Source organism: Pseudomonas neuropathica (genome assembly GCF_051174785.1).
GTDB lineage: Bacteria > Pseudomonadota > Gammaproteobacteria > Pseudomonadales > Pseudomonadaceae > Aquipseudomonas > Aquipseudomonas neuropathica_A.
Genome location: NZ_CP195111.1, coordinates 280,696 through 296,209, shown reverse-complemented (window position 1 = coordinate 296,209; position 15,514 = coordinate 280,696). Strand labels below are relative to the sequence as shown.

Genomic DNA, 15,514 nt, shown 5'->3' with positions numbered 1-15,514 from the left:
TCCCTGGTTATTTGTGGTGAGCTTTACCCAGCGCCTTGGCGACCAGTTGTTCGTAGAGTTCGGCGTACGGTTCAACCGCTTTGCACCAGTTGAACGGCGCAGCCATTGCGCGGCAACGCATGGCGTTGAGCAGTTCGGGGAAGGCGAATACCTTGAACGCGCGGCTCAGGGCTTCCTGATAGCTTTCAGCGGTGGATTCGTCGAAGAGGAAACCGGTGACGCCGTTTTCAATGGTGTCGGCCAGCCCGCCAGTGTTGCGCGCCACCGGCAGCGAGCCGAAACGCTGGGCGTACATCTGGCTCAAGCCGCAAGGCTCATAGCGCGACGGCATCAACAGGAAGTCGCTGCCGGCAAACATGCGGCGAGCGTCGGTTTCATTGAAGCCGATGCGCACGCCGATCTGCCCGGGGAAACGCAGCGCCAGTTCGCGCATGGCTTGTTCTTCTTCCGGTTCGCCGCGACCGATGATGGCGATCTGGCCGCCGTTCTGCACGATGTACTCGGACACCGCTATCGTCAGGTCCAGGCCTTTTTGATAGACCAGTCGCGAAACCACGGCGAACAGCGGGCCTTCGGAGTCATTCAATTCGAAGAGGTCGCGAACGTGCGCAGCGTTAATGGCTTTGCCTTCCCAATCACCGATGGCAAACGGCGCGAACAGGTGTGGATCGGTAGCAGCGTCCCAGCTCTCGTCGATGCCGTTGGGGATACCGCTGAGCAAGCCTTGCTGGGTCTTGGCGGCGAGAAAACCGTCGAGGCCGCAGCCGAAATCCGGGGTGGTGATTTCCTGCGCATAAGTCGCGCTGACCGTGGTGATATGGCTCGAATAGGCCATGCCGGCCTTGAGGAACGACATCTTGCCGTAGAACTCCATGCCTTCCTGCTGCAGGGCATGGGTGGGAATCCCCAGCTCAGGGCAGGAACCGAGGCTGGTCACGCCTTGATAGGCGAGGTTGTGAATGGTGAACAGGGTCGGCGTGCGCTGCCCGCGCCAGTGCATGTAGGCAGGGGCCAGACCGGCCGGCCAGTCATGGGCGTGCACCAGATCCGGGCACCAGTGAATTTGTGCAAGGTTGGCGGCGATATCGGCAGCAGCCAGACCCAAACGGGCGAAACGGATGTGATTGTCCGGCCAGTCGCGGCCGTTGTTGGCGCCGTAAGGCGAGCCCTCGCGCTCATAGAGTTCAGGGCAGATCAACACGTAGATGACCAGACCATCCGGCATGTCCATACGGCCGATCTTGCACGGTGGCAGCGCGGCATGGCCGCCAAGTTCGCCGATGATGTGGATCGGGTTTTCGCTGTGCATCACCTGTGGGTAACCGGGGATCAACACCCGCACATCGTGCAGATGAGCCATGGCCCGGGGCAGGGCGGCGGAGACGTCACCCAAGCCGCCGGTCTTGACCAGATCGGCGATTTCCGAGGTGACGAACAAGACTTTTTTCTTGTTGGGGTTCTGGCTCGCTACTGGAGTCAGCGTTTTGGTGCCGGGGACGTTGATCTGTCGGCTGCCGGGAACACTGACGGTGCTCGATTCACCAACCGCCTGCTGAGCACGCTCTCCCTGAATATCCAATGCCGCACTGATCATATGAATCTCCCGTCTCGTTGATCTGATTCTTGTCTTGAACAAGCGATGTCCATGGCCAGGTCCTGTGGCCGGGCGCAAACGCGCCACGCATCGGTGAGCAAACGCTACCCAACACGCGCAAGCAGAATGGGTGATCGGGCCGTTGCAAGGATTGCACCAGTCGCTTTGGCCCTGCCTTTCAGATGACCCGCCGCCGCGCGCAAAAGTTTCGACTTTTTTTCGGCAATGTGACTGGTCGGTTTTACCCCGCGAAAGTCAGTCTAGGCCAGATCCTAGAGCGGGGCGGCGCAAATGGGTAAATTGTTCGACAATCGGTTGGCGGTTCGCGCCAACCTTGCTTTTCAGGGGCAAACGCACCGACGAAGTGCAGGTTTTTCTGCCAGGGAGGGCCAAAACGGTGACTGGGCGGTCACGATTTTGTGCTAGCGAGAAGGGTGGTTGCACTGTTGTGGTGCGGACAGTTTGTTGATGAGGAGACAGTGAGTGCCCCTTCGCGAGCAGGCTCGCTCCCACAGGGGATCTTCAGTGGACGGAAAATCTGTTCCTGGTCCATATCCAATGTGGGAGCGAGCTTGCTCGCGAAGGCGAAGGTCGCTACACCAGCGCAATGATGGGAGTTTTCAGTTCAACAGGCGAACCGGCTCCCCAGCCGCCCATCCCTGAATATCCTCGATCATCTGCGAAAAGAACTGTTCATAGTTCTGCCGACTGACATAGCCCACATGCGGCGTCGCCAGCACATTGTCCAGTGTGCGAAACGGGTGCATCGCCGGCAATGGTTCCTCCTCGAACACATCCAGCGCTGCCCCGGCGATTTGCTGTTTCTGCAAGGCCTTGATCAACGCCGCTTCATCGACTATCGGCCCGCGCGCGGTGTTGACCAGCAGCGCAGTCGGCTTCATCCAGCCCAGCGCCTGCGCATCGACCAGTCCGCGACTGCGCTCGCTGAGCACCAGATGCACCGACAACACGTCTGCCTGCTCGAACAATTGCTGCTTGTTCACGTAGGTCACGCCAACCTGCTGCGCCCGTTCGGCGGTGAGGTTTTCGCTCCAGGCGATGACACGCATGCCGAATACCTGGCCGAACTGCGCAACGCGCTGGCCAATACTGCCCAGACCGAGAATGCCGAGGGTTTTGCCGTGCAGGTCGCCACCCAGCCCTTGCTGCCAATGACCGTCGCGCAGGGCATTGGCTTCCTTCACCAGATTGCGTGTCGCCGCCATGATCAGCGCCCAGGTCAGCTCTGGCGCCGCATGCTTGTAACTGTCAGTGCCGCAGACTTTGATGCCCAGTTTTGCCGCCGCTGGCATGTCCAGCGCCGCGTTGCGCATGCCGCCGGTGACCAGCAACTTGAGATTGGGCAAACGCTTGAGCAAGTCCTCATCGAAACGCGTGCGTTCGCGCATCACGCAGATCACCTGGTAGCGGCCCAGGCGCTCGGCCATTGTCGCGTTGTCGGCCGGGTAATCATGTTCGAACGTCACTTCACCGAGGCTATCGAGGACTGACCAGTCGACCACGTCGCGGGCCACGTCCTGCCAGTCATCGATCACTGCAATCTGCACCGTCATCAGCCTTACCTCATCAACGCACGGGATTGGATGTCTTCAGCCAGTCGAGCAGGGCCTTGTGGAACTGCGCCGGTTCTTCCATTTGTGGCGCGTGGCCCATGCCGGGAAATTCCACCAGCGTCGACTGCGGGATCAGCTTGGCCACTTGTTTGCCGAGCACCTCATAGTGGCCGATTTTCGCTTTCACCTCAGGCGGCGCGAGGTCCTTGCCGATGGCCGTGGTGTCGGAAGTGCCGATCAGCAGCAGGGTCGGCATCTTCAGGTCCTTGAACTCGTAGTACACCGGCTGGGTGAAAATCATGTCGTAGATCAGCGCCGAGTTCCACGCCACTTGCGTCTTGCCCGGGCCTTTGCTCAGGCCGGCGAGCATGTCTACCCAACGGTCGAATTCCGGTTTCCAGCGGCCGTCGTAATAGGTGGTGCGCTCATAGTCGCGAATGCCCTGGGCGCTGACTTTCAGCTCGCGCTGATACCACTGATCGACCGTGCGATAGGGGACGCCAAGGGCTTTCCAGTCTTCCAGACCTATCGGGTTGACCAATGCCAGTTGCTCGACTTGCTCGGGGAACAGCAAGGCATAACGGGTGGCGAGCATGCCGCCGGTGGAGTGGCCGAGCAGGGTGGCTTTTTGAATGCCCAACGCTTTGAGCAACTGCTGAGTGTTGGTCGCCAGTTGCTGGAAGCTGTATTGATAGTTATCGGGTTTGCTCGAGGTGCAGAAACCGATCTGATCCGGCGCAATCACCCGGTAACCGGATTCGCTCAAGGCCTTGATCGAACTGTCCCAGGTCGCCGCGCAAAAGTTTTTTCCGTGCATCAGCACCACGGTGCGGCCATTGGCCTTGCCGTGGGCGGCGACGTCCATGTAGCCCATCTGCAGGGATTTACCCTGAGATTGGAAAGCAAAGTGTTTAAGGGTGTAAGGGTATTCGAAACCTTGCAGCTCCGGGCCATAGGCCGGGCCTTCCGGCGCGGCTTCGCTTGGCGTTGCGGACTGTGCCGACAGGGGCAGGGCGGCGCAAAGAAACAGGCCGGGTAGCCAACGGGAAAACATGACAGACATAAGGTCAAACTCCGTTTGAAATCGGCCGATGCTGGAATGACTGGATTACGCCGACGTTAAACACAGGCAATGACCGCGCCTGATCGTTCAACCCAACCAGCCCAGCGTCAGCATGGCCAGCACCCCATAACGGGCACCTTTGGCCAGGGTGACGATCAATAAAAACCGCCCGAGCGGTTCACGCATGACGCCGGCAATCAGTGTCAGTGGATCGCCAATGATCGGCAACCAGCTCAGCAGCAACGACCAATGCCCGTAGCGCTCATAGTGTTTGCGCGCCCTGGCCATGTGCGCGGGGCTGACCGGAAACCAGCGTCGATCCTGAAAGCGCTCGATGCCACGGCCCAGCCACCAGTTGACCAGCGAACCGAGTACGTTGCCCAGCGTTGCCACGGCGAGCAGACCCCACAGCCAGTAACGCTCGCTGATGAGCAAGCCGACCAGCAATGCCTCGGACTGCAGCGGCAACAAGGTCGCTGCACCGAACGCGGCAAAGAACAGCCCGAAGTAAGCGGCGCCGATCAATGGGCCGGGTAATCCGCCACGACGACATCAGCGCCGTCCTTTTTCAGGCCGATCACTTGATAAGCATCGCCCATGCCGTCCATTTCCATGCCCGGCGAACCCATCGGCATACCCGGTGCGGCGACGCCGAGCAGATCATCGCGCTTGCTCAGGGCCAGCACTTGTTCCGCCGGCACGTGGCCTTCGACGAATTTACCGTTGATGATCGCGGTGTGGCACGACGCCAGACGCGGTGGCACGCCATGTTGCTGCTTGAAGCTGCTCATGTCGCTTTCGACGTGATCTTCGACTTTGAAACCGTTGGCTTCGAGGTGGCTGATCCATTTTTTGCAGCAACCGCAATTGGCGTCGCGGTGCACTTCGATGGGGATCAGATCAGCGGCCTGGGCCAGGGAGGAAATGAACAGGGCGCTCAGGGCGACCAGACGCAGGTGGGTTCGCATGACGGATTCTCGGCTCGGGTGACGATCAAAAAAGAACGCATTTTGACCGGTTTTTCCCGTCTGGCATCAACGCAATGTTTCCAGTTGTTGCAAAGCGCAGCACCAACCTGTGGGAGCGAACCTGCTCGCGAAGGCAGTGTGTCAGGCACTGGATGCAGTGACTGGCAGGACGCTTTCGCGAGCAGGCTCGCTCCCACTGGGGTTATCTGGTTGGCAGAAACCCCTGCATGAATCAGCGCACTTTGAAACGCCCCATGATCGCGCTCACCCGGCTGTTGGCTTCAAGCAACTGATGGGTATTGAGTTCGCTGGCTTTGCCACTCTGCACCAGCTCATCGACCATGTGGCGGATCTGCACCATGCTGCGGTTGATCTCTTCGGTCACGGCGCTTTGCTGCTCGGCGGCGGTGGCGATCTGGGTGCTGAGGCTGTTGATGTGGCTGACCGAGCCGGCCATTTCATCCAGACCCGAATTGACCCGTGCAGTGGCGTCGGCAGCCGACTGGCAACTGGCCTGGGTGTTTTCCATGGCGCTGACCGACGAGCTCACGCCTTGAGTCAGGCGCGTCAACATCTCGTTGATTTCCGAGGTGCTGGCCTGCGTGCGGGCGGCGAGGGCGCGAACTTCATCGGCGACCACGGCAAACCCTCGACCCTGTTCACCGGCGCGTGCCGCTTCGATGGCCGCGTTGAGCGCCAACAGATTGGTCTGGCCAGCGATCGCGCCGATCACCCCGAGAATCTCGGTGATGCGCTGAGCGTCCTGCTGCATGTTTTCGACTTTGTGGGTGGCGCTGGCCACTTCATCGATCAGCGCCACGACACTGTTGGTGGCTTCGCCCACCACCACGCGGGAACGGTCGGCGTTTTCGTTGGCGCGCTGGGTGAACGCTGCGGTTTCGGCGGCATTCTGCGCAACGCTTTCTGCCGTCGAACTCATCTCGGTGATTGCTGTGACGGTCTGATCGGTTTCCGAAGCATGACGCAGGAGGATCTGGCTGGTGTGCGTCGAGGTACGTTGCAGGTTGTCGAGGCTCGATGCCATGGCGCCGGTGGCCTGGGTGACTTCGCCGATCATGTTCTGCAGGTAGGCGATGAAGGTGTTGACCGAGTGGCCGATGGCACCGAGTTCATCTTCGGCACGGATGGTGATGCGGCGGGTCAGGTCGGCATCGCCGCTGGACAGCAAGTCGATATTGGCTTTCAACGCTTTCATGCGCTGCACCAACTGGCGAATCGCGTAGACCTGCAACAGCACCAGCAGGATCACCAGCGGGATCTGCAACAGGCTCAAGGTACTGAGGACGTCATCACGTTGGGCGGTGAGCATTTTTGTCGGCAGAGCAGTGGCGAGGAACCACGGCGTGCCTTCAATCGGCCGCATGAAGAAGGTGCTGGCTTCGCCGTTGTTATCGAACTCGATGCGCTGCGCCTGATCGCGATTCTGCAGCCCGGCTTTGACCTGGCTGGCGAAGGTCGATGTGGCGGCCAGTTCGCTGATGTTCTTCAGCACGATCTGGCCACTGATGCGCGAGCTGTTACTGATGATCTTGCCATCGGCTTCAACGATGAGCATTTCGGCGTTGAGGTCTTTTTCCTTGCGCGCTACCAGATCGTTGAAGAAGCCGAGGGTGACGTCAATGGTCGACACGCCCCAGGCATTACCGTTTTTCTGAATGGCCATGGCGCAGTTGGTGCGCGGCTCGGCGCTGGCGTCATCTTTGTATGCCGCCGCCCAGGCGCATTGGCCGCGTGGTGTGGCCATGCCGCCCTTGTGCCAGCTCTGGTCGTAATAATTGGGCGCCGCGTCGCTGTTCCAGAACGTGTTCACCGCCAGTTTGCCCGACGCATCGCGGTGCCAGAACGTACTGAATTTGTTGCGCCCGGCCTCCCGCTGCCCCGGCAGCGGCCAGATCCCTCCGCCGAACACTTTCAACTCGCCGTACTGATCAACCAGGCCTGGCAGCACCGTGTCGATGGCGGCGCTGTCGAGCAGCGGGATGGTCTGGGTGATGCTGCGCTGTTGCGCCTGCACTTTGTTCAACTCGCCCTGAATCTGCTCGGCCACTTCGGCGATGCGGTTGAGGACGACTTGTTCTTCGGTATGGCGCAGCTTGGGCGCGACCAGTTGGCTGATGCCGACCACAGTCAATACCGACAACAGCAGGATGAACAGAACCAGAAACAGCGTGTAGCGAGCCTGAATAGTGCGGAATGCGGGCATGGAGACCGGTCCTTGAGCAGCGTTTCTTATTAGGGGGCAGGAGTAAAACAGTGCGGGTATCCACAACGTATCGTCGTTACGCCGCGAAGCTTTAGGTACTTGCGTGCTGAAAAGGTTGAGTGCCGATGACTGGTCGGTATCGGCGTCGATACACAAGCGCTGGTCATCGCCTGCGACTGGCAGAAAAAGCCATTTTCATTTCATTGTGATGACAGCTCTGGATCAGTGATTGCGGGGCGTTGAGCTTTTGTATCGAGAATGTACAAGAATTGTAAAAAAGTGCAGAAAGAGGTTGGTGCCATCAGTTCCCCCGCCGATACTCGCGGCCATTAATGCCGTTCACACGGATATTTCAGGTCATTTCACAGGGAGTCTTTTCATGACGATCGGTATTGTCGGCGGCTGGCAGGCCAAGGCTGGACTACTGGTGCGCGACACCGGCGCAAAGAAACAAGTGTCCCAGAGCGTCAAGGTGCAGCAGATGTTGACGCTGGTCGGCAATGATCCCACCGCGCTGAATACTGCCGAAATGGACAAGCAGGGTTTGCGCAAGGCGATCAAGGGGTTCGATCCGGCTAACGTTTCAGTCAAACAATTGGGCAATCTCAGTGAGGTACTGCGTAGCCGCGGGCTGATCTCCGAGATCACTTCTTTTACATTGAAGAACGCGGGTGACAAGTTCGACCGTTTCGGCGTGACCAAAGATATCGATGCCAAATTCAACGCCCTGGAGTATTTCGCGACCCAGCTCGATGCGATCCAGAGCAATGGCCTCAATGGCAACGCCTACGGCAAGAACCTGATTCCCGAGTTCAAGAAAGCGATTTATGTCCTGCAGAACCTGAAGACCTACGGTGACGGCAACGTCGCCAAGCCTGTCGATCAGGGCGTCAAGTCCAAGGCCTGAGTTCGAGCGTTGTAGCCCGCTCAGCGTGTGAGCGGGCCCTTGTTTGATTCAAGTATGCGGCGCTGCCTCGCGGGCGTGCGCTGCGATCTGCTGTTGCGCCTGATCGTGCAGGCGCTGGATGTGCGGGCAACGCAACTCCAGGGCGCGACGGCGATAACCCCGATGAAACAATGCCAACCATCCTCCGCAACGATCATTCGGGGCGATCCCGGTGAAGATGAAGCCCATCGCCGACAGGCTGTCCACGGCGCTGGCAAAACCCGTTGCCAGCCTGAGCCTGATCGAGATCATCCAATGCCCGGGCAGTTGACGTAGCTGTTCAAGCAAACCGGCGTCGAGTTTTTTCAGTAGCACGTCATAGCGCCCGGAACATTGTTCGACATGCATGGGCGCCCCGACCCAAAGCGGTTGTTTTTCCTGTGTCCCGTAAACCCCGGACAAATGTTCCATGAAATCGCGACAGCTTTGCGGCCAGGGCAGTGCTGGCAGCGGGCGCCGGTAACCATCGATCGGGATGAAGCCAATGACGATGGACTCGGGCAGTGGTTCGCCGAACGGCGAGGGCACATAGTCGAGCAACAGTCCCGTGCTGCAAAAGCCGAGCCGGTCAGCCATGCGCTGGGTGTAGGCATGCTGCGTCACCTGTTTGATGCTCACACCGTGGCAACCCAGCGCTTGGGCATGGATCAATAGCCGCGTGCCTAACTGCGTGGCAATGTTCTGTCCGCGTGTCGACGGGTGCACCACGCTCAGTGCCAGTTCCGCCGTGTGCGATCCGCTGTTTCTGCACAACGTCGCGTGGCCGAGGATTTTTTTGCCGGATTCCGCTACCAATGAATGCCAGCTGCCATCGCCGTGGTTCTGGTTGATCATCAACGGCAAGTACACGTGCGGTTGCACGTAATGGTCACCGTAAATCTCCCGGAAGAGACGGCTGATGGCACCGGCGTCGGTACGGCGATAACTGCGCAGCGTCACGTTGTCCATGGGCATTGCTCCGGGCGCGAGGTGTCATAGCGGCGCAAGTCGACGACGCGTTGGTGTTTGCCGGAGCGCGGATGGCGAGCGAGTTCTTCGTGTGTGCAATGGGCAACCTGCAATTCAAGTCGCCGATCAAGGCTGAGTTGCGCGATCAGCGGGTAATGCTCGATCAAGTCACGCTGCACGGTTGAGTTGGCCTGTGCGGTGTCGGCCGTCAGCGCATCGGCTACCCACTGCAGACGCAAGATATCGACGTTCGCCGACTGACTGATGACCAGTTGCCAGTCTTCACTGCCAGTGGCACGCCGGACCATCCCGGCGATGTCTTCGATCATCAGCGTCAGGGTGCCCACGCGCACGCGCTGACTGCTTGCGCTGCGACCCATCAAGGCGAACTTGCGCGTGGGCGCCGTGGCAGGTTCTCGCCAACAGGCGAGGTCGCCCACGGGGTAACGGATCAACGGCATCAGCCGACGGGTGAGATTAGTCATCACCAACCGCCCGGTTCGGTCGCATTCTTCAATCACTTCGCCGGTGTGCTCATCAATGATTTCCAGCACGCTGTGATCGGGCAGCATGCGGTGCTCGCCCAAGGCGCAGTCGCGGCCCGTGATGCCGATGAGCCCCGCGTCGACACTGGCATAGCCTATGGATGCGATCCGCGCGTTGGGGAACACCCGGCGCAACATCTGCAATTGCCCGGCGAACAGGCTTTCCCCGCCATACAGCAGGGTCTCAACCTCGGCAAGGGTTTGCGCCTGGCGCTCCAGCTCACTGGCGAATGTCAGCAATTGCGCAGGCAGCCCGGCCAGTACGTTGATCCGGTGCTGACGGATAGCGTCAGCCAACACTCCGTTCGCCACATCCCCGGTGAACGGGAATTCGGTAACACCCGCTGTTTCGTGCGCCAGAGCATCGTGGATAAAGATGAAACTGGCATACAGATCGCCGACAAAGAACAGGTTGGCAACCCGGTCCCCGGGATTGAGTTGATTACCGAGATGGTGGCCAAAGTCCCGCACAAGTGCCTGCCATTCTTCGCGGGTAAATACCGAAAGTTTTCCGGCGCTGGTAGTTCCGCCGGTTTTGAACACCAATGCGCGTTCGACTGCAGAAGTCAGCACCGGCCATTCCTGGAAGTTCTGGCTGTTTGCCCAATAGTGTTGTGGGTCAGTCACCGGAAGTTCATCCAGTGCGGCGATTTGCGGTGCAACGTTATGCAAATGTCCGGCGTAATACTTTGAATGCTTTCTGGCAAAAGTGACCAATTGGTTGAGTTCAAGTGTTGTGTTCATGGAGTTCTCTTTAATTGTCATGTCCGTGGGGCAATAGCTGTTTTAACGGCGCGCATCGATGACGGATGGAATCTTTCCGCTGTGCTTGTTTCTGCTGAACTGTTGCGGTTGGCAGATTTGCGCTTCTACCGTGAGCAGTCTGCTGCGCAGCAGATTGGCCAGCGTCGAGTAACCTTGCAGGCGGTCGAGGATGTCGGCGGGGTTGCCCGGGCTGCGAATCAGCAGACGATCAAGGCCGTCAGGTGCTTGATCGAGGTGCAGCTGAAACGCGGTTTGCAGGTGCCGCGCGAGTTCGTTCAGGCAGATGAAATCGCTGCCGATACGCAGCAATCTGCCGTGCCGTTGCAGCAGCTCGAAGCGTGGCGAACTCAGCCCGCACGGGCAGTCACCTGGCAGCCAGCGACCGCTGTCGCCGACTTCATAACGCTGGACCTGCTGACCCTCGCGAGCTTTCGAGGTGAACAACAAACGGCCGACTTCATCACCGACGACCGGCACGTCCTGCTCCAGTGCGACGATTTCCAGATGCTGGATGTCTTCCATCAGGTGAAACACACCATCAGCGGTTGCTGCGCAGGCATGCCCGAACGGCCCCCCATCGACACTGCCGTACACCGCCGAGCGGATGCTGGCGACGCCGCAGCGCTGCAACAGCTCGCGGCACTGATCACTGATGTGTTCACCGCCGAGAAAGACTTTTTCAATGCCGCCGTAACGGCTCAGACGCAGCTGTTCGTTGAGGAACAATCGATGCAGGGTGCTGGGCATGCCGATCAGTACGGTGACGCGCTGCTCGATGATCACTTGAGCAATGTCGCTGTAGTCATCGTCGGCGGGTGCGCCCATGGGCAGGTGGGTTGCGCCCAACAGTTCCAGTACTTTGGCAAAACTGAAGAAACCACCGTACAAGCTGCCACTGAAGAACAGATTCATGACCTTGTCGCGACCCGGCTCGAGTCCTGCCGCAAACAGGCCATCGGCGGCGGCGCGCATCTGGCGTTGAAAGTCGCGGTAACTGAACCCCGCCAGCGCCGGTGTGCCGCTACTGCCGCCGGAGCGGAAAAACAGCTGCGCGGCCGCTGTCGTCGGCTGTGCGATAAACGCCGCTTTATCGGTGATCGGCAGACCCGACAGCGTCGGCACGCAAGACGCTTGGTCGAGGGTCATATGCGTAGACAACTGCGTTGGCGCGAGGCTGACCGAGACACGCCGGCTCAGGCGTTGCAGGGCGTAAACGCCGTCGTGGGGTTCGCCGTCGTAGCCGTCATGGATGGCGTTGACCGGCGTAATTCGGCTGACACCCGCGGCAATCAGCGTGCGCGACAGTTCAGCAATCTGCGGTTCGGCACACACCAGTGCACAACTCTGCAATACGTTGCGCCAGGGCAGTAGAGTCTGGACCAGGTTCTCGCGTGGCAGGGGCTTGAGCAACAGCGTGCGAAACAACGGCGAGGGCGCGAGCACTTGATCATGGCTCCAGACAACGCGCCAGCCCGGCGCGCTCCAGACTTGCGCTGTCACAGCGGAAAAGCTCTGACCCAGACGCGTCATCAACGTGTGGCTGGTGATCTCGCTGGCTTCCTGAACCGTCGGGGTCAGCGCCGGCCATTGCCCGGCACGGCGCTCGAACGCCGTGGCCAGTGCTGAGCCGATTTCGTGCAGCACGGCCGGTTCGTCGCTGTCGACCAATAACCACTGCGGGCTGGAACAGGCTTGTTGATCCAGTCGGCAAACCTCATCGACTATCGCCTCCAGCGTTTGCGGCGTGGCGGCGTCCGGCGTCAGGTAGGCAAAACTGACGCGGTGGCCCCAGTCGATCCAGCGACATCCAGGCGGCAACTGCTGGCGGATGGCTTGCAGTGCGGCTTCGCCCCCCCACGCCGATACGCCATTGGCCATTTGGCACAAGCGGCCGATTTGCGCAGTCGCCACCGGTAGCACCGCCACGTAATGGCGCAGTTGACCGCTGGGGTCGCTTTGCACCAATGCGTGCAGCAGGCGTGCGGTCAGGCCTTGGTCGCTGCGGCTGGGGCGCAACCAATTGAGGTTGCCGGCCAAGAGGCTTTCGATCATCGCGCAGCACGCCAGCAATGGCGCGTTGGCCGGTGTGATGTGGACCACCAGACCCAAGGGACTCCAACGCTCGAAACGCGATTGCCGACAATCGAAGCGGCGCAGGGAATCGGCGTGATCACCCAGTTCGCGTTCAAGTTTGTTTTGCAGAGCTTGAGGCTGACAGAAGTCGATCAAGGCCTGGCGTTGCTCGTTATCCAGCGGCAACTCGACGCTGTGCAGTTGCTGCGCAAGGTTTGCCGCAGCGGTCAGCACGGTGGCGTGCTGCAGCGGTGTGCTCAGGTGTTGCGCCAGGGTCTGATGCAGCAGCGTCAGTGCGGTGTCGAGATCGAGATCCGCGTGCAGCTCTCCGTTGATCAGGTACATATCAGTGCCTCCCCAATAATTCAGATGCCGCCATCGCGCAGCTTCTGCCGGCGGTAGTGCCCGCGCGGCCGTGCAGTTCGAACCAGTCACTGGCCAGGCCGCAGCCGCAACTCGAGCCGGGATGCAGCGTCGCCAGGTCGCTCATCACCACCGCGTGCGCCGGGCTGGATGAAATGTAGGGCGAGACGAAACTCAGCAAGCCTTGCTGGCCGTAGGGCTGGACGGAAAAGTCGCGCGGATTGCGCACGTAAGCCTTGGCATAAACCGGAACATGAAAATGATGCCGGGCACATTCGATGTAGGGCACCGCGTGCTCGACCGCACCATAGCCGTCTCGGCATCGCGGCATTGCGATGCCCAGTTGCCGGGCGATGCGCTCATACAGTTGTTGTTTGGGGATTTCCTCGCTGGCGCGGGTTTTCCAGCCACCACCGAAAAACACCAGCGAATCGGCCGGCAGTTGCAGCGCAGGCACGCCGGTGGCCTGCATCTGCTGTAGGGTCTGCCAGAGAAATGCCGGGAAACCGAAAATGCGCACCGGCAGGCCTTCTTCGGCAAACGATTGCAGGGCAGCGATGACGCCAAACACATCGAACTGATGGCCGTCGCCGTTGCAGCGCAAGGCGTAGACGACCCGATTGACCGGGGCAAAGCGGCAGAGGAACTGGTCGGTGTAGGACGTCCCCAGCGTGATCGCGCCTTGCGGCTCGTAGCTCAGCAGCAGGTAGTTGCACGGCGTATCCGGTGAATTCCAGCCGTAGTGGCTAAAGATCCTTTCGACCATGAACTGCGCGCTCGACAGGCTGCGTGGGTCGTAGCGCATGCGGCTTTTCTGGCCGCTGGTACCGGACGATGTCAGTTCCAGAGCGTTTTCTCCGGTCGGGCTGAGCAGCAGTTGCTGTTTGAAGAAGTTGGCCAGAATCGGCGGCAGTTGCGACCAGTCATCGAGACTGTCCAGATCCTGCTCGTTAAGGCCGTTGGCGTTTAACCAATGTTCATAGCCGGGGGTGTGCTGACAATGAAACCGACTGATCTCGGCCATGGCCTGATTGAACAGGCCGGCAGGCACGGAATCCGGGCAATAGGGGTGCGGCAACGCGCAGAGCGCATCGCTGGCGGGGAAGTGGTTCATTCAATATTCCTTTGTTAGGCAGAAGCGGAATCGGGACGATTGCGTTGCAAGATTCCCTGTATCAGAGGCAGGCTCATCAGGCCGCTGAAGGCGGCGTAGAGCGCAAAGAGTTCGAGGCGTGCGCCACCACCGATGGCGGCAATGAGCGAACCGCCGAGGCCCATCGTCGCAATCGAAATCATCCCGACCAGCGCCGAGACCAAGCCCTTGCTGTCATCGCTGGCAAACAGCGCCAGCCGATACAGCGCGGCGTTGCTCATGCCCAGTCCTACCGCATACAGCGCCAGACTCGCGACCACCGGGCCGAGACCGGCGCCCGACAGTGCGCAGCCGATCAGCGCCAGAAGTCCCAGGCAAAACGGCCAGAGCGCCAAGCGAATCAGCCGGGGTAAGGAGTGCGTGGTCAGCAAACGGTCGAGGATCAGATTGCCGACGATAACGGCAGAGAAAACCGGGATCTGCCACAAGGCATATTCCAGTGGCGGCAGCCCCAGCGACTGCATCAGCAGCAATGGCGCCAGGCCGATCCACGCGATCAACGGCAGGCTCATCAGCCCCAGCGCGAGACTTGCAGCGAGAAACCGGCCATTGCCAAACAGCACGCGGTAGCGCTGCCCGGTCTGGCGCCAGGAAAAACGCACTGCCGGTTGCAGGCGTCCATCGCGACGTACGACCCCGACGGTTTCCGGCATGCAGGCGAAAAGCCCCAGCCAGACCATCGATGCGGCAAGACCCAGGCCGAGAAACAGCTCACGCCAGGACAGCCATTGCAGGAGCAGGATGCCCAGCAGCGGCCCCACCAACGGTGACAGCAGGGCGATATTGCCGAGCAGTGCCATCAACCGCACCGCATCTGCTTCGCAGAACACTTCTTGAAGGGCGGGATAACTGACTGCCACAACAAAACCCAGACCCATGCCTTGCAGCAGTCGCAACAGATTGAAGGCTTCAATGCTGTGGCTGGCGAAGGCGCCCGCGCAGGCGACACCGAACAATGCACAACCGATCAACAATACCCGCTTTCGACCCCATTGATCGGACAGCGGTCCGATCAGCCATTGCAGGCAGACACCGCCCAGCAGATAAAGATTGAAGGCGTTGGGAACATGCCGCACATCCGCTTGAAGTTCTGTTGTAACAGTGAGCATGGCCGGCATGATCAAGTCGCTGGCCAAGTAAGTCAGAAGTTCAAAAGCGCTGATCGCCAAACAAAACCCGAGCACTTGAAGTGGCCCGATTGGTATGAGTGTTCTCTGCATAAACGTCCCTGTTGGTGAGTGGAAAGAAGTTCCAGAGACTAGTTGCAGAGGCTCGCGTGACCTACTTTTTTGCTGCGA

At 59.9% G+C, this 15,514-nt stretch carries 11 protein-coding genes and 2 pseudogenes; 1 reads left to right on the top strand and 12 read right to left on the bottom strand.

Annotated features, from left to right (window positions below):
- Positions 1-7: 7 nt before the first annotated feature.
- The 7 genes and pseudogenes from glgA to ACRRSD_RS01315 all read right to left on the bottom strand — a co-directional run.
- Entirely contained in the window at positions 8-1,594 is a 1,587-nt protein-coding gene (gene glgA / locus ACRRSD_RS01345; RefSeq protein ID WP_435036784.1) for a glycogen synthase GlgA, read from the bottom strand.
- Between the two features lie 620 nt (positions 1,595-2,214).
- Positions 2,215-3,168, bottom strand: a complete 954-nt coding sequence (locus ACRRSD_RS01340; protein ID WP_435036783.1) for a D-2-hydroxyacid dehydrogenase family protein — start codon at positions 3,166-3,168, stop codon at positions 2,215-2,217.
- 13 nt (positions 3,169-3,181) lie between these two features.
- Positions 3,182-4,231, bottom strand: a complete 1,050-nt coding sequence (locus ACRRSD_RS01335; RefSeq protein WP_435036782.1) for an alpha/beta fold hydrolase — start codon at positions 4,229-4,231, stop codon at positions 3,182-3,184.
- Positions 4,232-4,318: 87 nt separating this feature from the next.
- A complete protein-coding gene (locus ACRRSD_RS01330) occupies positions 4,319-4,753 on the bottom strand; it encodes a YqaA family protein (RefSeq protein WP_435038564.1) in 435 nt (144 codons plus the stop codon).
- On the bottom strand, positions 4,753-5,199 hold the full coding sequence (locus tag ACRRSD_RS01325) for a DUF411 domain-containing protein (RefSeq protein WP_435036781.1): 447 nt from the start codon (positions 5,197-5,199) through the stop codon (positions 4,753-4,755). The genes ACRRSD_RS01330 and ACRRSD_RS01325 overlap by 1 nt, the downstream gene beginning before the upstream one ends.
- Before the next feature lie 232 nt (positions 5,200-5,431).
- Positions 5,432-5,959 (bottom strand): annotated as a pseudogene (locus tag ACRRSD_RS01320) (methyl-accepting chemotaxis protein); the annotation flags it as partial.
- 333 nt (positions 5,960-6,292) lie between these two features.
- Positions 6,293-7,423 (bottom strand): annotated as a pseudogene (locus ACRRSD_RS01315) (HAMP domain-containing protein); the annotation flags it as partial.
- Positions 7,424-7,802: 379 nt separating this feature from the next.
- On the opposite strand from ACRRSD_RS01315, the gene ACRRSD_RS01310 reads away from it, so the two are divergent.
- Complete coding sequence (locus ACRRSD_RS01310) at positions 7,803-8,330, top strand: hypothetical protein (protein ID WP_435036780.1); 528 nt, start codon at positions 7,803-7,805, stop codon at positions 8,328-8,330.
- Positions 8,331-8,378: 48 nt separating this feature from the next.
- Here ACRRSD_RS01310 and ACRRSD_RS01305 read toward each other — a convergent pair whose 3' ends face one another.
- Genes ACRRSD_RS01305 through ACRRSD_RS01285 form a run of 5 tightly spaced genes read right to left on the bottom strand, consistent with a single transcriptional unit; the run spans position 8,379 to position 15,436 of the window.
- On the bottom strand, positions 8,379-9,317 hold the full coding sequence (locus ACRRSD_RS01305) for a GNAT family N-acetyltransferase (RefSeq protein WP_435036779.1): 939 nt from the start codon (positions 9,315-9,317) through the stop codon (positions 8,379-8,381).
- Positions 9,305-10,606, bottom strand: a complete 1,302-nt coding sequence (locus ACRRSD_RS01300; RefSeq protein ID WP_435036778.1) for a phenylacetate--CoA ligase family protein — start codon at positions 10,604-10,606, stop codon at positions 9,305-9,307. The genes ACRRSD_RS01305 and ACRRSD_RS01300 overlap by 13 nt, the downstream gene beginning before the upstream one ends.
- Before the next feature lie 42 nt (positions 10,607-10,648).
- Positions 10,649-13,045, bottom strand: coding sequence for an aldehyde dehydrogenase family protein (locus tag ACRRSD_RS01295; RefSeq protein WP_435036777.1), 2,397 nt, complete (start codon positions 13,043-13,045; stop codon positions 10,649-10,651).
- Position 13,046: 1 nt separating this feature from the next.
- Positions 13,047-14,177, bottom strand: a complete 1,131-nt coding sequence (locus ACRRSD_RS01290; protein ID WP_435036776.1) for an acyl-protein synthase — start codon at positions 14,175-14,177, stop codon at positions 13,047-13,049.
- Positions 14,178-14,191: 14 nt separating this feature from the next.
- Positions 14,192-15,436, bottom strand: coding sequence for an MFS transporter (locus ACRRSD_RS01285; protein ID WP_435036775.1), 1,245 nt, complete (start codon positions 15,434-15,436; stop codon positions 14,192-14,194).
- Positions 15,437-15,514 lie beyond the last annotated feature (78 nt).

What these genes read in the sequence shown, in the direction of transcription:
- glgA (WP_435036784.1), bottom strand. Translation starts at nt 1,594, where the DNA reads ATGATCAGTGCGGCATTGGATATTCAGGGAGAGCGTGCTCAGCAGGCG.
- ACRRSD_RS01340 (WP_435036783.1), bottom strand. Translation starts at nt 3,168, where the DNA reads ATGACGGTGCAGATTGCAGTGATCGATGACTGGCAGGACGTGGCCCGC.
- ACRRSD_RS01335 (WP_435036782.1), bottom strand. Translation starts at nt 4,231, where the DNA reads ATGTCTGTCATGTTTTCCCGTTGGCTACCCGGCCTGTTTCTTTGCGCC.
- ACRRSD_RS01325 (WP_435036781.1), bottom strand. Translation starts at nt 5,199, where the DNA reads ATGCGAACCCACCTGCGTCTGGTCGCCCTGAGCGCCCTGTTCATTTCC.
- ACRRSD_RS01310 (WP_435036780.1), top strand. Translation starts at nt 7,803, where the DNA reads ATGACGATCGGTATTGTCGGCGGCTGGCAGGCCAAGGCTGGACTACTG.
- ACRRSD_RS01305 (WP_435036779.1), bottom strand. Translation starts at nt 9,317, where the DNA reads ATGGACAACGTGACGCTGCGCAGTTATCGCCGTACCGACGCCGGTGCC.
- ACRRSD_RS01300 (WP_435036778.1), bottom strand. Translation starts at nt 10,606, where the DNA reads ATGAACACAACACTTGAACTCAACCAATTGGTCACTTTTGCCAGAAAG.
- ACRRSD_RS01295 (WP_435036777.1), bottom strand. Translation starts at nt 13,045, where the DNA reads ATGTACCTGATCAACGGAGAGCTGCACGCGGATCTCGATCTCGACACC.
- ACRRSD_RS01290 (WP_435036776.1), bottom strand. Translation starts at nt 14,177, where the DNA reads ATGAACCACTTCCCCGCCAGCGATGCGCTCTGCGCGTTGCCGCACCCC.
- ACRRSD_RS01285 (WP_435036775.1), bottom strand. Translation starts at nt 15,436, where the DNA reads ATGCAGAGAACACTCATACCAATCGGGCCACTTCAAGTGCTCGGGTTT.